Raw genomic sequence first — 20,664 nt, 5'->3', positions numbered from 1 at the left:
CGTTAGACGACGCTGGGTTAGACAGCGGGCAGGTGCCGGTGGCGGTGACGGTGTTCCCGGACCGCAGGTGTCGGCGAGGCGTTCCTGCCGCCGCGCTGCCCGGTCCACGGGTTGCTGCCGACCTCCCGGATCAGCCCGGTGCCGGCGCACTCGCGCACGGCCATGATGCCGTCCGCCGCCTGGCGCTTGTCGTCGAATGCTGTGGAAATCGCCAACACGGTCCCGTCGGCGGCAAGGAGCCGGAACCGTACATTGGATTCCGCGTCGGTGAAGATTTCGAACTGTCCAGCCATTGTCTTGTCCTTGTCTAGCGGTGGTGACCGCCGGTGGAGGGTAAGAGCACTTCTTTGTGCTGTTGCCGGGTCTTCGACAAATCGCTGCAGTGCCGGTAGCCACCCTTTCGTGGACGGCGCCCCCGGGAAAGAGGCAAAGGTCCCTTGGTGTCTGGCGGATGAGACTGGGGCGGCAGCACCAAACCCTGTGTGCCGAAACCGGGCGCCCGGATGGGCGCTACATTGGGAACATGGCGGGCAAACATCCTGTGCAGTTTCCGGCGGATTCCGGCGAGCCGGTGCGGCTGAACGCGCGGGTGTCCGGTGTGGTCCAGGCGGTCGGCTTCCGCTACTGGACGGTCCGGAAGGCCGAGGAACTGGGGCTCAGCGGCACGGTCCGGAACAACACCGACGGCTCCGTGGGCATCGTGGCCGAGGGGCCGCAGTCCGTGGTGCTGGAACTGCGGCGCTGGCTGCGCTCGCCGGAGGCGCCCGGCCGGGTGGAGGACGTCGAAGAATCCGTCTCGGCCGCGACGGGGGAGTTCGGCGGATTCGACGTGGCCTACTAGGGCTGCAGCTTTCCGGTGGCCGGTATCGTGGCCGGTCCGTGGCCGGTCCGGGGCGAAGGACCCTCGGCAGGGGCCCGGTTTCTGAGTAGGGTGGCCCCATGCAGAAGATATCGCTCGATGCCCTTGCCCGGCAGCAGCTGGCTGCCGCGGTTGCGGCACCCAGCGGACGGGCTGCGGACACTGCGTTTGGCGGGCATGAGAAAGTCTTGCGCCAGACCGTCATGGCGTTCAGGGCGGGGACGCAGCTGAGCGAGCACCAGAACCCCGGCGAGGCGACCGTGTTTGTGCTCCGCGGCTGTGTGCGCCTGCGGGCCGGCAACGAATCGTGGCAGGGCAAGACCGGCGATCTGCTGATCGTGCCCGAGGGGCTGCACAGCCTGGAGGCCGAGGAAGATTCGGCGATCCTCATGACCGTGGCGAAAATCAAGACCTGACGGCCCAGCCGCAGGCGGCGAGACCGGTCGAAGCCACTCCAGGGGCCGGATTACCGCAAGGAGCAGGACATGACTGTCATCCCTTTCGACGAGGTCCCAAAGACCCGGCGGTGGTGGGCCAGGGGGGCCTTCGCCGCAGTTGTCCTCGCGGTGGCTGTCCCGTTGGTGGCGGCGGGTTTGGCAGGCACTATTGCGCTGGTCACGACCGGCCTGGGCGCCGTGTTGGTGGCCGTGGCAGCGATCTACTGGTTCCTCATCAGCCGCGGTCTTCTGCGCTGGTTTGCGCTGGCGCTGGCGGTACTCGCACCCCTTGTGGTCGTGGCCCTCTACATCCAGGGGAGCCTGCTCCGGGAGGTGGCGATTGCCGTTGCGCTGGCATTCGTTGCCCTGGTCTGTGCCCGCGCCGCGCTCCGGGAAAGGAGTGAGGGCAAAGCCATGCCCGAGCACCCCGCCCCTGCCTGGCAGCATGCTTTCCTGGTGATGAATCCGCGTTCCGGCGGGGGCAAGGTGGTGAAGTTCGACCTCCAGCGGAAGGCGGAAGAACTCGGCGCCGAGGTGGCGCTTCTTGAGGGACCGGGGCCGGTCGACGTCGACGCGTTGGCCCGGCAGGCCGTGGAGCGCGGGGCCGATCTGCTCGGCGTCGCCGGTGGGGACGGAACCCAGGCGCTGGTGGCCGGCATTGCGGCCGAGCACAACCTTCCGTTCCTGGTGATCAGCGCCGGCACGCGCAACCATTTCGCCCTGGATCTCGGGCTGGACCGCGAGGACCCGACAGGCTGCCTCGATGCCCTCCGGGACGGGGTGGAGCTTCACGTCGACCTCGGCAAGATCAACGGCCGCACCTTCGTCAACAACGCATCCTTCGGGGTGTACGCCGAGGTGGTGCAGAGCCCTGCGTACCGGGACGACAAGGCCGGTACCGTGCTGGAGATGCTTCCGGACCTGATCAGGGGCGATAAGGGTGCGCGGCTGCGGGCGCAGGCTGACGGGGAGACGGTGGACGGCCCGCAGGCGGTGCTGGTGAGCAACGGTCCGTACGGCAGCAATGACCTCGCCGGCCTGGGCCGCCGAACCCGGCTGGACCGCGGCGTGCTCGGCGCGGTGGCGATTTCCGCCGCCAACACCCGGGAAGCGGTCGGCCTGCTGCGCCGTGCCACGAAGCGCGGCCTGATCCAACGCACCGCGGCGGAGGTGGTGGTCGACGCCGACGTGCCCGATATCCCCGTCGGAGTGGACGGTGAGGCTCTGCTGATGAGCACACCGGTACGGTGCACCATCGAACCCCGCGCACTGCGGGTACTGGTTCCGCGGAACCGTCCGGGCGTCCCGCCGGCCCAACCGGCGCTGGATCTGGTCCGGCTCCGCGAGCTGGCGTGGGGCCGGCACGTGTCTGCGCCGTCTGCGCCGTCGTCCGCCGTTCCTCCGCACGCCGGCGGGGGATCGTAGCCTCGGCAGATCTGGCCTGAACGGTGTACGACGGCGACTAGTTGTGCCGTGCCCACAACTGCAGCCACACGAGCAGGCGCGTTTCGGCGTCGTCGAGGTCTATGCCGAAGAGCGGCTCCACCCGGGACAATCGGTACCGGACCGTGTTGACGTGCACATCCAGCGACTTGGCGGCGTCGATCGCGTTTCCGCCGCAGCTGAGGTAGGCGTAGATGGTCTCCTCGAAGGACTTCCTGTGCTGTTCGTCGTACGCCGCGATGCTCAGCGCGTGCGCCCCGGGCAGTTGGCCGGCGGCCGTCAGCGCCGAGACGAACTGGCGCAGCAGCAGACGCGAGCCGAGGGAGTCGTCGTTGGCCACGATGTCATCCGAATCCGCGGCGATGCGCCCCTCCGCGACGTTGCGCACAAGTTCGGACAAGACCAGTTCCGCGTTGACCCTGGAGTCCTCCAGCCGGTCGATCGTCGCCGCGGCGCCGAGCGCGGCCAGGACCGGGCGTGCGAGCAGCCGCCGCGCATTCTGCACAATTTTCAGAAGCGCGGTGCGCTGGAAGTGGCGTGAGGTTTCGGTGGTTTGCGGCAGGACGATGTACACGATGTTGTCCGAGAGCCCGCAGACGGCCGAGGGCAGCCGGATGGCGCAGGCGGTCCGGATGGTGTCGAAGAGCCGGAGGCGGGACTGCAGCGTTTCGGCCGCGATGGCCTCGGACGGCCAGACGCCCAGGGCCGCAACCCGGATCGACGGCGCCGAGATCCCGAGCCTGATGGCGGCCAGTTCGGCGCGTTTCGGATCGAACAGCAGCGGCTGGACGAGATCGATCTGGCGGGTCAGGTTCGAGACGTAGGTGGTCCGTTTGTGCAGGATGTGGAGCGCGGCCACGTTGGCGGCTTCGCGCAGGATCCGGTTGGCGTCCTCGTTGTGGTGGTCCGCCAATTCAAGGAGCCAGAGCGAGCCCAGAACGGAGTCGCCGGCCCGGATCGCTATGGCCGTGCGCCGGAGCGAGGGATCCTGCGTGGCCACATCCAGCGCATCGGTGGCGGCATGGACACGGCGGTAATCGTTGTCCGTTTCCAACGAATGCGGCACCTGCAGGCTCAGGATGGAGCTCCGGCGCGTCTCGTCAATGGGCTGGTCCGGGAGGGTGGAATACGCCAGGATCGTCTGCTCGGGATCGGCGATCGCGATGGCGCCGCCGGCCTGGGCCGCCACCGTGTTGGCGAGGTCGAACAGGTCTCCGGGCCGGATGTCCACCAGGGTCCGGCCCGATTGCCGGTGCGGGACCACTGCGGCGTCCATGATCTCCGCGAGCTGGTTCCAGGGCACCGAGTCGGAGGCCCGGAACAGCGCCATCCCGTTGTCCCGGGCGGCTGCCCGCAGGACTTCGTCCGAGGTGCCGTTGGATTTGTAGACGATCGCCACGTACCCGGCGTCGCTGAGTTCCCGCACTTTCGCGCCCAGACGCTTCCCGGAAAGGGACAAACCAATGGCCAGGGCAACGGCACCCGGGAACTTGGCGGGCCGCGCCGTCGAGTCGTAGAGAACCGAGCCGGCGACAATCTGCCGGTCATCTGACGGCATTTCCACGAGGCTGAGTATTTCCGAGCCCGCCGAGCGGGCGACGTCGGCCAGGGTAGGCAGCGCGTGCGTCTTCACCTCCGGCGCCGTCACCGGGACACCCAGGAAGCCGTTTGGTATTCGCTACTAATGATTGGCCCCTCAATTTGTCGATAACTCCATGGTGATGCGGAGCTTCATTTCCTACGCTGAACCATAACGCAGCACAGTTCAACGGAAGGCCGTCATTGAAAATCAGCGAAGCCAGGCAACTCGTCCAGGTGAAGGCCCCCGTCCTGTCCCGCCAACGGCGCGTGCTGGCGGGCGCCTACAACGTCGAGGAATTCCGGAAAGCGGCACGCAAGGTCCTGCCTGCCGGGATTTTCGACTATCTCGACGGGGGATCCGAAGATGAAGTGACGCTGCGCCGCAACCGGGCCGTCTTCGATGCCTGGGCCCTCATGCCCAGCTGGGGCCCGGTGTCCGGACCCGATACGACGACGACCCTGCTCGGAGAAGAAAGCGCGCTGCCGCTGACCTTGACCCCCACCGGGGCGACCCGGCTGTTCCATCCCGAGGGCGAGCTGGCCGTCGCGGCCGCCGCGGACCGGGCCCGCATCCCCTATGGGCTGGCCGGGCTGAGCACCGTGCCCATGGAAACCATCGCAGAGCACCACCCGTCCCTTGACCGCTGGTTCAACTTTGGCCTCACCTCCGACGCCCAGGCGATGAAGAACAAACTGGCCCGCTGCAAGGCAGCCGGATTCAACACCTTGATTGTCGGCGTCGACACGCGGGCACTGGGTTCCAGGGAACGGGACCTCCACAACGGATTCACCGCCCCTCCCGCGCTCACGCTGTCAACCATCGCGGACATCGCCCGGCGCCCTTCCTGGTGGGTCAACTTTTTGAAGTCGGACGGCATCAGCTTCCCGAACCTGGATCCGCAGAGCCCCGCCGCCTCCTCCGTGGTGACCCCGACCATGTGGCAGCACATCCTGGGCCACTCGGATGCCAGCAGCGGCTGGAAGGAACTTGAGGCCCTGCGGCAGGCCTGGCACGGCAAAATCGTACTCAAGGGCTGCGTCAACCCGGCCGACGTCGCGAAGGCCTCCCGGATTGGCCTGGACGCCGTCCAGTTGAGTAATCATGGCGGCCGCCAGCTCGATCACATGCTGAGCCCCATGGACGTCCTCCAGGAATCGCGGCAACGGGTGGGCGATTCGATCGAGATCTACGTGGACTCCGGCATCCGCCGGGGGAGCGACATCCTCAAGGCGCTGGCGCTGGGGGCCGATGCCTGTTCGATCGGCCGGGCCTACCTGTACGGATTGGTGGCGGCCGGCTCACCGGGCGTCGGACGCATCATCGACATCTTCGGGGATGAACTGCGGCGTACGATGACGTTAGTGGGCGTCTCCAGTATTTCCGAGTTGAAGGCCCGGGGCGGGGAAATTCTTCGGGATATTCGTCATTCCGGAGAACTTCTTGAGACAAGAGCGTCGGAAAACACAAATTCTTGAGTTTTGAATAAGCAGTCATGCAGTGCCCTCCCGCAGCGTTGCGGGAGCCTAGAGAATCCCTGAACAGCTAAGGAAGCCATGCGCACCCGATACCTTCTTCCCGTTCTCACCATAGCCACGGCGCTCTCGCTCTCGGGCTGTGTCAACAACAGCGAACCCGCCGCCACCGGCTCGGCATCCGGTACCGCTGACGCCATCGACGTGCAAAAGAATGACTCCATTGCCGCCTCGCTCCCGGAAAAAATGAAGAGCTCCGGCGTGCTCAACGTCGGCATGGCCAACAACTACCCGCCCAACGAGTTCAAGGACGATAACGGCGAACCGGCAGGCTGGTCCGTGGACCTCACCAACGCCTTGGGCAAGGTTATGGGGTTGAAGGTCAACTTCGACATCGGCACCTTCGATAACATTCTGCCGGCGGTGAAGGCAGGGAAGGATGACATGGGAATGTCGTCGTTCTCCGACACGCTGGAACGCGAAAAGCAGGTGGATTTCGTGAACTACTACTCAGCCGGCATCCAGTGGGCGTCGCCCAAGGGCAAGAATGTGGACCCGAACAACGCCTGCGGGCTTAAAGTCGCCGTCCAGGCCACCACCTATGAGGACACGCATGAGGTGCCGGCCAAGTCGAAGGCCTGCACGGATGCAGGCAAGCCGGCGATCACCATTTTCAAGTACGACGCGCAGGACCAGGCAACCAACGCCCTCGTGGTGGGGCAGGTCGATGCTATGAGCGCCGATTCGCCCGTGACTCTGTATGCGATCTCCAAGACCAAGGACAAGCTGCAGACCGCCGGCGACGCCTTTGAGGTGGCGCCGTACGGGATGCCCGTGGCCAAGGGTAGCGAATTTACCCCGGTCCTGCAGAAGGCGTTGCAGGCACTGATCGACGACGGTACGTACAACAAGATCCTGTCCAAGTGGGGCGTCGAGTCCGGTGGCGTCAAGACAGCAACTCTCAACGTGGCAGCCAAAGGGTGATAGCAAATGAGCGAGCCGGAATCCGACAGGATGATTGAGTCGGAGCCTGACAGGAAGCTGCGGGCCCGGGGTGGGCAGGACACGGACACCTCGCCGGCGGAGGCGATCGTGGCGATCCCGCTGCGGCACCCGTGGCGGATCGTGATTGCCGTGGTTCTGCTGCTGGGGTTGGCGGTATTTGTCCTGGACGCCGCCCAGCGCTCGGACTATGGCTGGCCGGATGTGGGCAAGTACATTTTTGACCGCCGGATCAGCCAGGCCGCGTGGGTGACGTTGTGGCTGACCATCTACTCGATGATCGGCGCGATCGTCATCGGCCTGCTGCTGGCCATCATGCGGCTCTCACCGAACCCGGTGCTCAAGAGCATTGCCTGGCTGTACATCTGGATCTTCCGCGGAACCCCGGTCTACGTGCAGTTGGTGTTCTGGGGCATCGTGGCCCTGATCTACCCGGTGTTCACGCTGGGGATTCCGTTCACGACGCCGTGGGTCACCATCCCGAACGAGATCTTCACAAACCTGTTCATTACCGCCGTGATCGGTCTGGCCTTGAACGAGGCCGCCTACATGTCTGAAATCGTGCGTGCCGGCCTGCTGTCCGTGGACGAGGGCCAGGCGGAGGCTTCAACGGCCCTGGCCATGTCCTGGGGCCAGACCATGCGGTATGTGGTGGTTCCGCAGGCCATGAAAATCATCATTCCGCCTACCGGCAACGAAGTGATTTCAATGCTCAAGACCACCTCCCTGGTGGCCGCGATCCCATTGAGCATCGACCTCTACGGGGTGTCCCGCGGCATTTCAGCCGTGACGTTCACCCCCGTCCCGCTGCTGATTGTTGCTTCGCTCTGGTACCTGCTCTTCACCTCCGTCCTCATGGTCGGGCAGCACTTCATCGAAAAGCGGTTCTCCCGCGGAACCGGACGGATTAAGACAGGCAAGGCACCCGCCGCGCCCGAACCGGCGCCGACGGCCGGACCTGGCGCGCCGGGTGCACCGCTCGGCACAGATTTTGGAGGTAAGGGATGACGGGCGTGCCAATGGTTCTTGCGGAGAAGGTTTCCAAGAATTTCGGATCCAACAGGGTCCTGCGTGGGATCAGCCTGGAGGTCGACCCCGGGGAAGTTCTCTGCATCGTGGGGCCCAGCGGTTCCGGTAAGTCGACCTTCCTGCGGTGTATCAACCACTTGGAAGTGGTTGACGGCGGCCGGCTGTCGGTCGACGGACAGCTGGTCGGCTACCGCCAAAAAGGCGAGAAACTCTACGAACTCAAGCTCAAGGAAGCTGCTTTCCAGCGCCAGGAAATCGGAATGGTGTTCCAGCGGTTCAACCTGTTCCCGCACCTGACCGCGGTGGAGAACATCATTCTTGCTCCCATGCGGGTGAAGAAGATTTCCAAGGCCGCTGCCACGGCAAGGGCCATGGAATTGCTGGAGCGCGTGGGGCTGGGGGACAAGGGCGACGCCTATCCGGCGCACCTTTCGGGCGGCCAGCAGCAGCGGGTGGCCATTGCCCGTGCCTTGGCCATGGACCCCAAGCTGATGCTCTTCGACGAACCGACCAGTGCCTTGGACCCGGAGTTGGTGGGAGAGGTCCTCGATGTCATGAAGGGACTGGCCAAGAGCGGCATGACCATGATTGTGGTGACCCACGAGATGGGGTTCGCCCGCGAGGTGGCCGACACCCTGGTCTTCATGGACGACGGCGTGGTGGTGGAGGCCGGGGCTCCCCGCCAGATCCTGAGCGATCCCCAGCACGACCGGACCAAGGCGTTCCTCTCCAAGGTGCTGTGACGCCGAGGGTCGACGGCGCGGCGGTGAGCCCTGGCCTCTCTGGCGCGGTGGCTTCGCCGCCGCGCCAGTGCAACACTGAATCCGTGGACAGCCTCGCGGACAGCAAGATCTGGGCGGACTACAACGCCGCCCAGGCAACCCGTGGGGTGCGCACGCTGTGCCTCGACGCCATGGCCTTCGCCGGCCCGGGGAACGGCCGCCGCGCCATAGATCTGGGCTGCGGCGCGGGCAAGGAAACACTGGCGCTGCTCGACGGCGGCTGGCGGGTCCTCGCCGTCGATTCACAGCCGGACACCCGGGACAAGCTGCTCGCAACTGTGCCCGCGGCGCTCGCCGAACAGTTGGACGTCGAGCTAAGCCCGTTCGAGGACCTTCCGCCGCTCCCGGAGGCGGGGCTCATCCTGGCCAGCTATTCGCTGCCATTCGTCCACCCCGAAAACTTCGCCCGGCTTTGGCGGATGCTGCTTGGGGCGCTGGGCCCTTCCGGCGTCATTGCCGTGAATCTGTTCGGCGAGCGGGACTCCTGGGCCGCCATTCCCGAATGGAACTTCCACACCGAAGCGGAGGCCAGGGGCTTGTTCGAGGGACTGGATATCCTCACGTTCGAGATCTACGATGCCGACGGCCAATCCTTCCGCGGTCCCAAGCACTGGCACATTTTCGACGTCATTGCCCGGAAACCCTGACGCCGGGCAAGACCCTTATCCGGCAGGACTTCCGCCTGACCTGATCGACCGAAGAGGTCTCCGAGAGGAGCAGTACGTTATGGGTGATGCCTTCAACGCCGTGGATGGTGTCCGAATTTCCTTTCAGGAGCAGGGCGCCGGCCCCACTATCGTTCTGGTGCACGGTTCAGGGCTGTCCCGTGCCATTTGGCGGGGACTGGGCTACACGAAGGCCTTGCAGGAGCGCTTTCACGTGGTGACTCTGGATCTGCGGGGACACGGCCGCAGCGACAAGCCGCAGCATCAAGATGCCTACAGCATGGACCTGCTCGTCGGGGATGTTGTGGCAGTCCTGGACGCCGCCGGCGCGCAGGCAGCCCACTACGTGGGGTATTCTGCCGGCTCGAGAGTCGGATTCTCACTGCTGGCCAGCAGCCCCGAGCGTGTCAAGATATTTACGGCTGCGGGCGGCACGTACCGCTCCCCGGCCGGGCAAATCGAATCGATCTTCTTCCCCGGATATGACCAGGCCCTGGACCGGGGCGGCATGCCGGAATTTCTGCGCCAATGGAGTATCGCCACGGGCCGTGACCTGGATCCGCAGACGGCCGCCGCGCTGCTGGCCAACGACCCCCCGGCCTTGCGCGCCTACTTCCGGCGGAGTGAGGACGAACCGGGAATCCCGGAGGCGGTCCTTCGGACAATGGACACCCCCACCTTGCTGCTCGCCGGCACGGAAGACCCGCTTCGGTATGCGGACTCGGAACGGGCGGCCCAGCTCATGCCCAGGGCCCAATTTCAGGCACTGCCTGGCCGCAACCACGGGCAGACCTTGGTTCCCGCCGGCCCGGTCCTCAGCATGGTCACGTCATTCATCACCTCGGCGGTCAGCGCGGGGAACAACGGCTAGACATGGAGGGCTGGCGCCAGATCGACGACGACGGCGGCATGCGTCGTCCGGTTCGATTTCGGCCGGCGTCGTAGGACAGACTGTTGCCGTGAGCAACTCTCCCCGTGCAGGCCTGGCCGTCGCCGGCCTCAGCCTCGGCACGTCGCTGAACCCGTTGAATTCGTCGATGATCGCTGTCGCCCTGGTGGTGCTGCGCGAGGACTTCGGGCTCGACGTCGCCACGGTCACCTGGGTGATCACGGCGTTCTACCTCACCTCCGCGGCCGGCCAGCCGCTGATGGGCCGGCTGGCGGACCGCTTCGGCCCGCGGCGGCTGTTCCTGCTGGGCATGGCCCTGGTAGCCGTGACCTGCGCGCTCGCGCCTTTTGCGCCCAACTTCGCGCTGCTCTGCGTAGCGCGGGCGTTCATGGCCCTCGGCACCGCGACGGCGTACCCGAGCGCCGTCGTCATGGTCGCCGCGCTGGCGCGGGAGGCGAACGTGAAGTCCACCCGGCCGCTGGGCCGGATCCAGATGGCGAACACGTCGGCGGCCGCCGTCGGGCCCGTGGTGGGCGGCCTGCTGGTGAGCCTGGTGGGCTGGCAGGCGTTGTTCCTGATCAACGTCCCGCTCTCGCTGCTGGCGATCCTTGTGGTCCGGCGCTTTGCCCCGGCCGACGGTGCCCGGGAACGCGGCCGGGTGTCGGAACTGGTGCGCGACTCTGACCTGCCCGGGATTGGGGCCTTCATCGGTGCCCTGGTGCTGGTGATGATGGCGATGCTGAATGTGCTGCCCGACTACCGGTGGTGGCTGCTGGGCGGCGGGCTGGCCCTTGCGGCGCTCTTCGCGTGGCGGGAGCTGCGGTTCAGCCCGCCCTTCCTGGACCTGCGGCTGCTGGGCCGCAACCGGCCGCTGCTGCTGGTCTACCTGGGCTTCGCGCTGTTCAACGGCGTCTACTACTTCGCGTTCTTCGGTTTGCCGCAGCTGCTGCAGACCGCGGGAGGCTACAATCCCGGCGTCGTCGGCCTGCTGATGCTGCCGCTCGCCGCGATCTCGGTGGTCGGGACGCCGTTCGCGGTCCGCGCGATCGACCGGTTCGGCGTGCGGCGGGTGCTGATCGCCGGCGTCGTGCTCCTCCTCGTCGCGTCTGCGGCGATGTGGCTGCTGACGGTGTCCCTCGCAGCCCCGCTGGTGCTCGTGCTGACCGCTTTGCTGGGTGTTCCGTACTGCGTGGTCGCCATTTCCTCAAGCCAGGGCATGTACGTGTCCACCCGGCCGGAGGAGCGCGGGGTGGCCGCCGGGATCTTCCAGACCTGCCGCTACCTCGGCGCGATCACGGCGACCGTGCTGATCGGCATCTTCTACGGGAGCGGCGTGACGCAGGCGAACTGGGGGCTGATGGTGTTCGTGATGCTGGGGCTGGGCGCGGTGGTGCTTGTCGTGTCGCTGCAGTGGCGGGAGCGGCGGGCCTGAGGTCCGGCGCTGCGCGAGCCGACGTCTACTCCCCGCCGGATAGGCCCTGACTGTCAATCCGATACTGCCGCAGGGCGTCGGACCGGGACGGGTGTCTTAGCTTCTCCATCGCGGTGACCTCGATCTGGCGGATGCGTTCTCGGGTCATGCCGTAGGTTTCCGCTACCGCGGCTAAGGTTTTCGCTCCGCCGCCCGTGATGCCGAAGCGCATCGCAATGACCTGGGCTTCCCGGACCTCGAGCGTGCTGAGTGCGGCGTGTACCTGTGCCTTCATCTGTTGATGGAAGAGCGCATCGGTTGCGTCGTGGTCGGAGGAAACCAACAGCTGTTCGGCGAGGGCTTCGGTCCCGCCCCGGCCGTCGGGCACCCACGATTCCAAGGAACAGGCCGGCCGGTCCACGGAAAGCAGACACTCAACCTTTCCGATTGGAATTCCGGTCAGTTGGCTGAGATCTTCCTTGTTGCAGACGGTCCCTGTCATGGCGGCCGTCCGTTGCGCTGACCGTATCTTCTGCAGCTGGTCGACGACGTTGCCCGGCAGCCGGATCAGGCGTGCCTGTTCAGTCAGCGCCTTGAGGATGCCGCCGCGGATGGAGAATGTGGCGTGGGTGGAGAATCTGAAACCCTTGGTGAAGTCGAACTTGCAGACAGCCGTATGGAGTCCCAGGTTTCCTTCCTGGATCAAGTCCTCAAAGTCGAGGCCCCGGTGGGTGTAGTGCTTGGCGATCGACACGACGAGCCGGAGGTTGGAGTGGAACAACGTGTCGGCGGCACGCTGGCCCAGAAGGATGATGGTCCGAAGGTCGGCTGTATCCTGGCCGGGCCGCGATGTGCCATCCACCAAGAGCCGTTCCGCGAATAGCCCCGCCTCGATTTCTTGCGCCAGTTCCACTTCCTGCTCGGCGGTGAGCAAATCGTATTGGCCCAGGCGGCGCAGGTAGTCAGCGACGGCGTCATCGGTCAACCCGCCACCGGCTTGCAGATGTTGCGCCCGGCCAGCGTCATCCGAATCGAACGCTTCAGGGACCCAAGCACCTGCCGCGGGCAGGGACGGTGCCCTGCCGATTGCCCCGTGGATTGGGTCAGCCATGTCATCCCCTGCCGGACGGTTCATGCTCGTGAAGGCAGACTACGTGGCCGGTGTGACAATATTCGGGTGGCAGGGGCGGGCACAACAAACGGGGGTAATCAGCGCATCTTGACACCCTTGAAGCCTCGGAATATCTTCTGCCTTAACGAGGCAATTCGCCCCGTTTCCCATCAATTTCAGCGCTCAGCCCGGGCGCATCTGCCGGGGCCCATGGATAGTGCCGGCGGACAGCCACAACGGTCTCTTGCACCTGAAGGAGCCCACAATGTCCAGCACGTTGATCAATCGCTTCTACTCGGAAGTTCTCGCCGGCGGCAACCTCGCCCTCGTCGATGAAATGATCACGGACGACTTCATCGACCATGAACCGGCGTTTCCCGGACAGCCGCCCGGCAAAGAGGGCGCACGGTTCTTCGCCAGTGCCATCCGAAACGCATTCCCCGACATCTCGGTCAAGGAAGCCGAGCCGACTCTCTCCGATGGAAACCTTGAGGCTGCCCATGTTGTGATGACCGGCACCCACAAGGGCGACCTGATGGGTATTGCGGCGACCGGCAAAACGGTCGAATTCGGCGGGACCGACATCGTCCGCGTCCAGGACGGTAAGATCGCCGAGCACTGGGGTAGCACGGACACCATGAGCCTCATGCAGCAGATCGGAGCCCTGCCGGAATAACAGCCGACGCCATGTTCTCGCTGGCCCGGGACGATTAGGCGTCGAGTATTTTCCGGGCGTGCGCATAAAACGGGAATGTGCAACGGATGGTTGGAACGTGGCGTGCGGCGCCTGCTGCCTTCCAACAGCAACACGGGGTCACTTACGGCCCATCCCGGCAGCTGGGATGGGCGCAAAGTGACCCCGCGTTGCTCTTGGGTGACGGCGTCGGCAGGGCTGGGAGCGGCGCCGGCCGAGGCATCTTGACACCCTCGAAGCACCGGAATATCTTCTGCCTTAACGAGGCGTTTCGCCCGTTCCTCACTCGAATTTTCACACTGTTGCTCGGCGCTCTATGCGGATCGCTGATGCCTGCCTGCGGAGCCAAACCTGCCTGCTGAGTCAATACGCGGGGTCCCTCCGGGGTGGTCTGTGCATGCTGCCGGGGCACTGCGCTGGGGGGATCTAAATTCGGTCTCGCGCCAACAAGGAGTCGGAAATGTCTGAAGGTGTTGGATTGATTGAGCGGTTTTACAGGGACGTCATTGAGAGCGGAAACCTCGCCCTCGTTGATGAGCTGGCCGCGGACAGCTATGTGGATCACGAAGAGGCCCTGCCCGGGCAACCGCCGGGCAAGGACGGCGTCAAGTTCTTCGTGAACACGATGCGGTCGGCTTTCCCGGACATCAAGGTCAAAGAGATCGAGCCCAAGGTGATGGCTGGAAACCTGGAGGCATGCCATGTGATTCTCACGGGTACGCATCGCGGGGAACTGGCCGGCATCCCGGCAACGGGCAAGAGCGTCGAGTTCGATTGCACTGACATCATCCGTGTCGAGGACGGAAAAGTGGCCGAGCACTGGGGCACGACGGACAACCTGGGCCTCATGCAGCAGATTGGTGCCGTGGCCGTTGCCTGAACCAGGCGACAAACAACAGGGCCGGCGCGATCGCGGCCGGAACACGCAATATCAGCACTCAATAAAAAGGCTGTCCACGTTCCCCACAGGGAAACGCGGACAGCCGTTCGACGTCGACGGCGGTTCGATCAGAGGTGCTGTCAGCGCCCGGCGATGTGCCCGGCGATGTACTCGGCATCGCGTCCCACACCGGCCACGACCGCCGAGCTGTGCCCGGTGAGCCACGGCAGGCCCACGGCGTAGAGGCCCGGGTAGTCCGTGACGCCGCGGCTGTGGCGGGGGTAGTTCCATTCGTCCAGTACGGGGATGTCGAGGATGCCGAAGTCGAGCCGGTATCCGGTGGCCCACAGGACGGACGTCACGCCCTCCGTTGCCAGGTTCAGCCGCGCCGGCTCTGAGGGAACCCAGTCGTCGGCCGGCCGGAGTTCCGCCTCCGGCGCTTCGATCCCAGCAGCGGCAATGTACGCATCGAGCATCGGTCGGAGGCGCTGGCTGAAGCCGGCCTCAATGGTGGCGAGGCGTTCGGCGAGGTCATCGCTGAAGACGAGGTCGCCGTCGTCGGCTGCGTCCAGGTGGCCGTGCAGCCGGATGCCGCGGCGGCCCAAATCCCGCAGGTGGATGTCATGGCCGCCGTCGGCGCCGGACAACAGCGGGTTGCAGGCAAACCGAGCCGCGGGTGAGGGCAGCCGCTCCACGGAAAGTCCGTTCAGCCCGTGCTCGGGACCGTGCAGTCCGAGCTGCATCATCCAGTAGAAGGTGTCCCTGCCGCGGTACCGGCGCGGCGCCTCCGGGCAGGTGGACACCGCCAGATGGACCTCGCGGCCGGCCGCCAGCAGCTCCTCGGCGATCTGGCCGCCCGACTGGCCGGTGCCCACAATCAGCACAGCGCCGTCCGGCAGTTGGCCCGGGTTGCGGTACTCGTCGGTGTGAAGTTGCACGATGTGCCCCGGCAGCCGAGGGGACAACGCGGGGATTTTCGCTTTCTGGAAGCCGCCGGTGGCCAGCACCACGTTGCGCGCGCGCCAGCTGCCCTGGGTTGTTTCCACATCGAAGGCATCGCTGTCCGCGGCGGCGATGCGCGTGACGTCCGAGCCGGTGCGGACCGGCGCGCCGATGGCCTCCGCGTAGTGCCGGAAATAGTCCACCACGGCATCGCGCGGCATAAAGGCGTCCGGGTCCGGACCGGAGAAGGGCATGCCCGGCAGCGACAGCGAGAAATTCGGGGTGTTCAGGTAGAACCCATCCCACCGGTCCTGCCAGGCACCGCCCAGGGCGGCGCGCCGTTCCAGTACCTGATGCGCGACGCCGGCCAGGTCGAGCCAGTAGCTCATGGCCAGACCCGCCTGGCCTCCGCCCACAACGAGCGTGTCCACTTCAGCGTCCATCTCCGCCCACCACCTCGATCAGTGCACATGCGGGAGGAGCGCGATCCCGGGAGAATCCTGGCCCGCGGAGGCCTCCATGCGAGGAGCTTACGCCGGGTCTAGGGTCCAGGCGTAGGGGTTTTGACGACGGCGGGGCGGCCACTTCTGTGGCCGCCCCGTCTATCGAGGTGCTAGCTCATAGCCGGGTAGGCCTTGGGGAGCTTCAGGCCGCGCTCTTCCATGACCGTGCGCAGCCGGGTGGGGTAGTCGCTGATGATGCCGTCCACGCCGAGGTCCATCAGCCGCGTCATGTCCGCCGTGGTGTTGACGGTCCAGGGGATGACCGGCAGGCCGAGCTCGTGGGCTTCCTTGATCATGCCCGGGGTGACGGAGCTGAAGGTGGGCGAGATGACGTCGTAGCCCTGGGCAGCCGCTGCCTTGGCGAGCGAGCCGCCGTAGGTGTCGATGTCGATGCCGCCGAGGTTGGGGCTGGCGCCGGGTTTGCCGACCTCGAGCCAGGCGTCGCCGCTGGACAGGGCGACGAGCGGCAGCTGCGGGGCGATCTTCTTGGTCAGGTTCAGCGAGGACCAGTCGAACGACTGCACGGTGCTGCGCCCGGCCATCCCGGCGGTGTAGATCTCGGTGACGACGGCCTTGGTCAGGGCCACCATGCCCTCGCCGCCGGACTTCCCGTCTTCCACCTTGGTTTCGATGTTGAAGCGGACCTTTTTGGCGTCGGCGTCGCGGACCAGCTGGAAGACGTCCTTGAGCTCGGCGATCCGGTTGCCCTCGATCACGTCCTGCTCCGGGAACCCCTTGAGCTGGGTGAACCCGCAGTCCAGGGTCTTGATCTGCGCGAGCGACAGGTCGGCGACCCGGTCACCGACGTAGGGGTACTGCGCGTCGCCGGGAGTCGCCGGCGCGGTGTCGCGGCACTTGTCCGCCTGGATGGTGTCGTCATGCCAGACGATCACCTTGCCGTCGGTGGTCAGGTGGGTGTCCAGTTCCAGCGTGGACACGCCGAGCTTCAGCGAGTTGGCGAACGCGGCCAGCGATTCCTCGGTCCATTCGCCGCGGCCGCCGCGGTGCGCCTGCAGGTCAAAGGAGCCGTTGCTCTCGTTGGTCTTGATTGCCGTTGTTGCCTCCGCGGCCTTTGTTGTGGCGGCGTTCGACGACGGCGAGCCGGCTTCGGGGTTTGAAGCGGCGACGGCGGGGCTCGCCAGCGAGGCGATGAGCGCGGCGGCGGCCACGGCTGTCAGGGGTGTGCGCATGGTGATGGTTCCTCCCGGGTGACGTTACCGGCGTCGTGCCGGCGACCCGACCACCGTAGGGAGGTGAGATGGACTGTTGTGTGCGGGGAGCTGGACCGGGAGTGAACACGAGGAAACCGGGCAGGGTGACGGGCCTGGAGACGCGAAAGACCGTTCGTGTTCCGGACGGGTCATGACCCTGCAGGTACTCCGCAGCGGGTCAGGCTTCCTTAGGTGCCGCCACCCAGGACCGCCTGCAATTTCTCGAACGACTCCGTCCACCCGTTGCGGTGCAGTTCGAGGCGTTCGTCCGTCAGGAACGGTCCCTGCGAAAGCACCAGGCGCGTGCCTGTGCCGGTACTCCCGAGTGAAAGGTCGACGACGGTCTCCCGGTCATCCGGCGCCGGTTCCTCCCAGCGGAAGGTGTACACCAGGCGCCAAGGGGGATCGATCTCCAGAAACTCGCCTGAGTGGTGGAACTGTTCACCGTCCGGTGGGGTCATGCTGAATCGGTAGCGGCCGCCTTCGGTGAGGTTGACTTCGGCTGAAGGGATGATGAAGCCGTGCGGACCCCACCACTTCACCAGTTCGACCGATTCCGTCAGCATCCTGAAGACTTCTTCCGGGGGAGCGGCGAGCGTGCACTCCAGGTTCAGGACCAGGCCGCCAGTTTCCTGATTCCCGGTTCCCTCATTAACGGACTCCGCATTCATCCTTCAACTCTGACATCGTGCGGCCACCGGCGGAAGTGGACCGGCGGCCGCCGCCCGTCACGCCGCGAGCGTCAGCAGCCTCCCTTCCGTCACGCCCTGTTGGACCGGCGCCTTGTAGCTCCCTGTTCGAAGAGCGTCCCTTCAGCCCAATGCCAGTGACCCCTGTTTCCGCAAGACCAAATCGGTCCATAATGGCCACATAACTTCGGGGACCCCTCACGCTGGTGATGGGTGGCGCGGCGTTGAAGAGTCCCAGGTGGCTGCCCCCGGCTCGGCGCAGGGGCGGTCACGGGCCCCGGACAGGTACTCCGGGGACCGAAACCGGGGGAGCATCGCCATCGCTGCGGTCATCAACGCACTGAAGGGAATCATCATGTTCAAGGATTCAAACATCATCGCTGTCCTCCCCGCGAAGGACATCAACAGGGCGAAGGAGTACTACCGGGACAAGCTGGGAATCGAACCCTCCGAATCCATGGAGGAGGGCAGCGTCATGTACAGCTGCGGGCAGGGAACCCGCTTCCTTGTCTACCAGACAGAGAATGCCGGGACCGCGAAGAACACCCAGATCGGCTGGGAAACGGACAATCTGGAACGCGAGATGGAAGAACTGCGGGGCCGCGGCGTCGTCTTTGAAGACTACGATTTTCCCGGCCTGAAGACGGAGAACGGCGTCGCCACCGCTGACTGGGGGAAGGCAGCCTGGTTCCTGGACAGCGAGGACAACATCTTCAACATCTCGCAGCGCGCGTAGGCCGGAGCCTGACCCCGGTCAACGACGCACAGCATCGCTGCCACCGGCCACTAAGCCGGAGAGAACCGGACCCCGCCACCAAGGCGGGATCCGGTTTCAGCGCCCGGCTGGCCGGCCTCGAGCCAGACGTCACCGCTGGACAGGGAAAAGAGCGCGGCCAGAACGGCAGGGTACTCGGTAGCGGCTGTCCGCACGCTAGTTCGTGTGCCCTTCCCCCGGCCGCCGGTGCCGGTGGTGCAGCTCGTAGCTGTCGAACACATCGGAAGAGGTGGCTCCGGAATGGCCGAATTTGCCTCGGAGGACCTCCGCGAGTCCGTCCAGCGCCGCGTGGAGCATCCGTCCGGCGAACTGCAGTTCAGGGCTCTCGCTGCGCTGGGCCTGGGATGCCAGCTCCTGGGCGTAGGCCACCGTGGCGGGTAGGGAGCCGCGCTGCTCAATTTCACGGAAGTAGTAGGTTTCGTGGAACGCAAGCAGGTCGATGCTCACCGTAGCCACGTTTCCGGCAATTGCCTCCAACAGCCCGGCAGCGTGACTGGGATCCATGGCCAAGACACCTGCCGGACCTGCAGCCTCCCGGAACAGGGTCAGCTGGTGGGCCAGGGCCCGGCGGCGGTTCAGGGCCGGGAAAGTCTGCAGGATCCAAGTGACCGTTGCTGTCAGCAAGCCGAATCCGGTGACGGCCTCGAGGGCGACAACCAGCCGGAGCAGTGGTTGCGTTGCCACGATATCGCCAAACCCCACGGTGGAAAGAGTGACCAGGGAGATGTAGAGGGCTTCGGCGAAGTCGGCCCGCACTGGAACCCCGGCTCCGTAAACAAAGCCGTCCGTCAGATGGGGCAGGTATAGCAGAGCCCAGCCGATGGCCGCCAAGCCTGCCCAGGCACCAATGACAGCGGCCATCGCCAAGGGTGCTGCGATGAAGGAACCCCGGCCCCGCAGTTTTCTCGATACAAGCCAGAATCCGCGCATGATCGCCCGGCCCAGAGGACCGGAACCGTGCGGATAGAGGAGTGTACGAAAGACGTCGACGAGCATCAGCAGAACCAGCCCGGCTCCCAAAACCGTCCAGAGCGTGTCCTCGAAGTCCATGCCTCATCTTAGAGGCCGCACTCTTTGGGGAGCAGCCGCACGGTCCGGGCAGCGGACCCGCAGGATTGCCCCCGACGGGCGGGTTCCCCTGTTATGCTGCTTGGCCGACGTCGACGGCGGCGCCTGGGTCCTGCATGCCTTCAAGTGCGGCCGGAATTACGGCTGTCTCGGCCGTGGAGGCAGGTACGGCAGCTGCTGTCACAGTCGCCGTTACAGTCGCCGTGGCAGTTTCCGTTACAGTCACGGGGGCCCGCCGCCAGAAGGGTGGCAGCTCTGGGTGGATGAACCTGCGGTTGGAACTCACGGCGCCTATGGTTCCACGTCGCCCTTCTCCGCTACGCCGTATCCACCGAAGAAAAAGAAGCGAAGAGTCGGGCTGGTTCTCTTGGCCGTCGTGCTCGCACTCTTTGCAGGATGCGCAATTATCGGGTCGAGCGTGCGTTCGTCGTCCACGGAATCACAGCTTGAGTCGAAGAGCCGGTCTGCGGTTTCGCAGGCTCAAATCGACGCAGCGAAAGAGCTTAGTGAGCGCGATTTGGCGCTTCTAGTCAAAAGCCCTGACAGCCATTCCGGAAAAACCATGGTCATCTACGCCAAAATTATGCAGTTCGACGCTGCCACGGGGAAATGCATTTTCCCTCCTCGATCACGTCCTGCTCCGGGTATCCCTTGAGCTGGGTGAACCCGCAGTCCAGGGTCTTGATTTGGGCGAGTGACAGGTCGGCCACCCGGTCGCCGATATACGGGAAGTCGACGTCGCCCGGCGCGGCCGGCGCGGTGTCCAAGCACTTGTCCGCCTGGATGGTGTCGTCGTGCCAGACGATGACCTTGCCGCCGGAGGTCAGGTGGGTCTCGAGTCTGGCGTGGTCACGCCGAGTTTCACCGAGTTGGCGAAGGCGGCCAGGGATTCCTCGGTCCACTCACCGCGGCCTCCTCGGTGGGACTGCAGGTCAAAGGGGAGCTGGACCTGGGGTGAACACACAAGGGGCCGAGCCCGGCGAGGTGCTCAAAACGAAGAGGGCCGTCCGCGTTCCCGAAGGAAACGTGGACGGCACTTGTCCTATGCCGGTCACCTCAGTCGCGCAGCGCCCTAGGTGTACTGGGCCATCAGGTTGGTGACACCCGGGTAATGGGTGTGGTTCCGATGCCGGTGTGGATGCGTTCAGTGTTGTAGTGCTGGAGCCAGGGCGCAAGTGCGGCTTGGCGGTGGTTGCTGCTGGTGAAGATCTGCCGGTAGG

Annotated in this window: 22 protein-coding genes; 13 read left to right on the top strand and 9 right to left on the bottom strand. The window is 65.5% G+C overall.

Going from position 1 to position 20,664, the window contains the following annotated elements:
• Positions 1-17 precede the first annotated feature (17 nt).
• Positions 18-293, bottom strand: a complete 276-nt coding sequence (locus tag AC1DN2_RS19725; protein ID WP_476851631.1) for a YegP family protein — start codon at positions 291-293, stop codon at positions 18-20.
• A gap of 230 nt (positions 294-523) precedes the next feature.
• Here AC1DN2_RS19725 and AC1DN2_RS19720 point away from each other — a divergent pair, with 230 nt between their 5' ends.
• The 3 genes from AC1DN2_RS19720 (at position 524) to AC1DN2_RS19710 (ending at position 2,721) form a co-directional block, all read left to right on the top strand.
• Positions 524-841, top strand: a complete 318-nt coding sequence (locus tag AC1DN2_RS19720) for an acylphosphatase (protein ID WP_043436330.1) — start codon at positions 524-526, stop codon at positions 839-841.
• 98 nt (positions 842-939) lie between these two features.
• Entirely contained in the window at positions 940-1,275 is a 336-nt protein-coding gene (locus AC1DN2_RS19715) for a cupin domain-containing protein (protein ID WP_026538519.1), read from the top strand.
• A 69-nt stretch (positions 1,276-1,344) separates the two neighbouring features.
• Positions 1,345-2,721, top strand: coding sequence for a diacylglycerol/lipid kinase family protein (locus AC1DN2_RS19710; RefSeq protein ID WP_476851630.1), 1,377 nt, complete (start codon positions 1,345-1,347; stop codon positions 2,719-2,721).
• 37 nt (positions 2,722-2,758) lie between these two features.
• Here the strand turns inward: AC1DN2_RS19710 and AC1DN2_RS19705 are convergent, their stop codons facing one another.
• Entirely contained in the window at positions 2,759-4,372 is a 1,614-nt protein-coding gene (locus tag AC1DN2_RS19705; RefSeq protein WP_476851629.1) for a PucR family transcriptional regulator, read from the bottom strand.
• 149 nt (positions 4,373-4,521) lie between these two features.
• Between AC1DN2_RS19705 and AC1DN2_RS19700 the strand changes: the two genes are divergently transcribed.
• The 7 genes from AC1DN2_RS19700 to AC1DN2_RS19670 all read left to right on the top strand — a co-directional run bounded on the left by AC1DN2_RS19700 (position 4,522) and on the right by AC1DN2_RS19670 (position 11,592).
• Positions 4,522-5,796 carry an alpha-hydroxy acid oxidase gene (locus tag AC1DN2_RS19700; RefSeq protein ID WP_476851628.1) on the top strand — a complete coding sequence of 425 codons (1,275 nt, stop codon included), beginning with the start codon at positions 4,522-4,524 and terminating at the stop codon, positions 5,794-5,796.
• A 78-nt stretch (positions 5,797-5,874) separates the two neighbouring features.
• Positions 5,875-6,777, top strand: coding sequence for an ABC transporter substrate-binding protein (locus tag AC1DN2_RS19695; RefSeq protein ID WP_028277463.1), 903 nt, complete (start codon positions 5,875-5,877; stop codon positions 6,775-6,777).
• A 6-nt stretch (positions 6,778-6,783) separates the two neighbouring features.
• Positions 6,784-7,803: an amino acid ABC transporter permease gene (locus AC1DN2_RS19690; RefSeq protein WP_476851627.1), complete on the top strand. Its 1,020-nt coding sequence runs from the start codon at positions 6,784-6,786 to the stop codon at positions 7,801-7,803.
• Positions 7,800-8,567, top strand: coding sequence for an amino acid ABC transporter ATP-binding protein (locus AC1DN2_RS19685; RefSeq protein WP_275959779.1), 768 nt, complete (start codon positions 7,800-7,802; stop codon positions 8,565-8,567). Before AC1DN2_RS19690 ends, AC1DN2_RS19685 begins: the two co-directional genes overlap by 4 nt.
• Before the next feature lie 83 nt (positions 8,568-8,650).
• On the top strand, positions 8,651-9,253 hold the full coding sequence (locus tag AC1DN2_RS19680) for a class I SAM-dependent methyltransferase (RefSeq protein WP_223915647.1): 603 nt from the start codon (positions 8,651-8,653) through the stop codon (positions 9,251-9,253).
• A gap of 79 nt (positions 9,254-9,332) precedes the next feature.
• Positions 9,333-10,142, top strand: a complete 810-nt coding sequence (locus AC1DN2_RS19675; RefSeq protein WP_476851626.1) for an alpha/beta fold hydrolase — start codon at positions 9,333-9,335, stop codon at positions 10,140-10,142.
• A gap of 88 nt (positions 10,143-10,230) precedes the next feature.
• Positions 10,231-11,592: an MFS transporter gene (locus tag AC1DN2_RS19670; RefSeq protein ID WP_476851625.1), complete on the top strand. Its 1,362-nt coding sequence runs from the start codon at positions 10,231-10,233 to the stop codon at positions 11,590-11,592.
• A 25-nt stretch (positions 11,593-11,617) separates the two neighbouring features.
• Here the strand turns inward: AC1DN2_RS19670 and AC1DN2_RS19665 are convergent, their stop codons facing one another.
• Entirely contained in the window at positions 11,618-12,682 is a 1,065-nt protein-coding gene (locus AC1DN2_RS19665) for a sigma-70 family RNA polymerase sigma factor (protein WP_476851624.1), read from the bottom strand.
• A gap of 265 nt (positions 12,683-12,947) precedes the next feature.
• Here AC1DN2_RS19665 and AC1DN2_RS19660 point away from each other — a divergent pair, with 265 nt between their 5' ends.
• Complete coding sequence (locus AC1DN2_RS19660) at positions 12,948-13,358, top strand: ester cyclase (protein WP_476851623.1); 411 nt, start codon at positions 12,948-12,950, stop codon at positions 13,356-13,358.
• Positions 13,359-13,836: 478 nt separating this feature from the next.
• Complete coding sequence (locus AC1DN2_RS19655) at positions 13,837-14,256, top strand: ester cyclase (RefSeq protein ID WP_476851622.1); 420 nt, start codon at positions 13,837-13,839, stop codon at positions 14,254-14,256.
• 140 nt (positions 14,257-14,396) lie between these two features.
• Here the strand turns inward: AC1DN2_RS19655 and AC1DN2_RS19650 are convergent, their stop codons facing one another.
• The 3 genes from AC1DN2_RS19650 to AC1DN2_RS19640 form a co-directional block, all read right to left on the bottom strand.
• On the bottom strand, positions 14,397-15,641 hold the full coding sequence (locus tag AC1DN2_RS19650; protein ID WP_476851621.1) for a flavin-containing monooxygenase: 1,245 nt from the start codon (positions 15,639-15,641) through the stop codon (positions 14,397-14,399).
• Positions 15,642-15,811: 170 nt separating this feature from the next.
• Complete coding sequence (locus AC1DN2_RS19645) at positions 15,812-16,891, bottom strand: glycerophosphodiester phosphodiesterase family protein (protein WP_476851620.1); 1,080 nt, start codon at positions 16,889-16,891, stop codon at positions 15,812-15,814.
• A gap of 209 nt (positions 16,892-17,100) precedes the next feature.
• Positions 17,101-17,583 carry an SRPBCC family protein gene (locus tag AC1DN2_RS19640; RefSeq protein ID WP_476851619.1) on the bottom strand — a complete coding sequence of 161 codons (483 nt, stop codon included), beginning with the start codon at positions 17,581-17,583 and terminating at the stop codon, positions 17,101-17,103.
• A gap of 373 nt (positions 17,584-17,956) precedes the next feature.
• On the opposite strand from AC1DN2_RS19640, the gene AC1DN2_RS19635 reads away from it, so the two are divergent.
• Positions 17,957-18,337, top strand: a complete 381-nt coding sequence (locus AC1DN2_RS19635) for a VOC family protein (RefSeq protein ID WP_476851618.1) — start codon at positions 17,957-17,959, stop codon at positions 18,335-18,337.
• A gap of 195 nt (positions 18,338-18,532) precedes the next feature.
• Here AC1DN2_RS19635 and AC1DN2_RS19630 read toward each other — a convergent pair whose 3' ends face one another.
• From AC1DN2_RS19630 to AC1DN2_RS19620, 3 genes are all read right to left on the bottom strand, one after another.
• Positions 18,533-19,426: a potassium channel family protein gene (locus AC1DN2_RS19630; protein ID WP_476851617.1), complete on the bottom strand. Its 894-nt coding sequence runs from the start codon at positions 19,424-19,426 to the stop codon at positions 18,533-18,535.
• Positions 19,427-20,025: 599 nt separating this feature from the next.
• Positions 20,026-20,346: a hypothetical protein gene (locus AC1DN2_RS19625; protein ID WP_476851616.1), complete on the bottom strand. Its 321-nt coding sequence runs from the start codon at positions 20,344-20,346 to the stop codon at positions 20,026-20,028.
• Between the two features lie 187 nt (positions 20,347-20,533).
• The coding region (locus tag AC1DN2_RS19620) for an integrase core domain-containing protein (RefSeq protein ID WP_476850002.1) at positions 20,534-20,664 on the bottom strand (131 nt) is incomplete at its 5' end.

Source organism: Arthrobacter sp. 01L42, from assembly GCF_056400005.1.
Note: the sequence above shows the minus strand (reverse complement) of the source record. Positions and strands in the feature narration are given on the sequence as shown.

What these genes read in the sequence shown, in the direction of transcription:
- AC1DN2_RS19690 (WP_476851627.1), top strand. Translation starts at nt 6,784, where the DNA reads ATGAGCGAGCCGGAATCCGACAGGATGATTGAGTCGGAGCCTGACAGG.
- AC1DN2_RS19655 (WP_476851622.1), top strand. Translation starts at nt 13,837, where the DNA reads ATGTCTGAAGGTGTTGGATTGATTGAGCGGTTTTACAGGGACGTCATT.
- AC1DN2_RS19645 (WP_476851620.1), bottom strand. Translation starts at nt 16,891, where the DNA reads ATGCGCACACCCCTGACAGCCGTGGCCGCCGCCGCGCTCATCGCCTCG.
- AC1DN2_RS19660 (WP_476851623.1), top strand. Translation starts at nt 12,948, where the DNA reads ATGTCCAGCACGTTGATCAATCGCTTCTACTCGGAAGTTCTCGCCGGC.
- AC1DN2_RS19695 (WP_028277463.1), top strand. Translation starts at nt 5,875, where the DNA reads ATGCGCACCCGATACCTTCTTCCCGTTCTCACCATAGCCACGGCGCTC.
- AC1DN2_RS19685 (WP_275959779.1), top strand. Translation starts at nt 7,800, where the DNA reads ATGACGGGCGTGCCAATGGTTCTTGCGGAGAAGGTTTCCAAGAATTTC.
- AC1DN2_RS19675 (WP_476851626.1), top strand. Translation starts at nt 9,333, where the DNA reads ATGGGTGATGCCTTCAACGCCGTGGATGGTGTCCGAATTTCCTTTCAG.
- AC1DN2_RS19725 (WP_476851631.1), bottom strand. Translation starts at nt 293, where the DNA reads ATGGCTGGACAGTTCGAAATCTTCACCGACGCGGAATCCAATGTACGG.
- AC1DN2_RS19650 (WP_476851621.1), bottom strand. Translation starts at nt 15,641, where the DNA reads ATGGACGCTGAAGTGGACACGCTCGTTGTGGGCGGAGGCCAGGCGGGT.
- AC1DN2_RS19640 (WP_476851619.1), bottom strand. Translation starts at nt 17,583, where the DNA reads ATGAATGCGGAGTCCGTTAATGAGGGAACCGGGAATCAGGAAACTGGC.
- AC1DN2_RS19720 (WP_043436330.1), top strand. Translation starts at nt 524, where the DNA reads ATGGCGGGCAAACATCCTGTGCAGTTTCCGGCGGATTCCGGCGAGCCG.
- AC1DN2_RS19665 (WP_476851624.1), bottom strand. Translation starts at nt 12,682, where the DNA reads ATGGCTGACCCAATCCACGGGGCAATCGGCAGGGCACCGTCCCTGCCC.
- AC1DN2_RS19630 (WP_476851617.1), bottom strand. Translation starts at nt 19,426, where the DNA reads ATGGACTTCGAGGACACGCTCTGGACGGTTTTGGGAGCCGGGCTGGTT.
- AC1DN2_RS19635 (WP_476851618.1), top strand. Translation starts at nt 17,957, where the DNA reads ATGTTCAAGGATTCAAACATCATCGCTGTCCTCCCCGCGAAGGACATC.
- AC1DN2_RS19715 (WP_026538519.1), top strand. Translation starts at nt 940, where the DNA reads ATGCAGAAGATATCGCTCGATGCCCTTGCCCGGCAGCAGCTGGCTGCC.
- AC1DN2_RS19710 (WP_476851630.1), top strand. Translation starts at nt 1,345, where the DNA reads ATGACTGTCATCCCTTTCGACGAGGTCCCAAAGACCCGGCGGTGGTGG.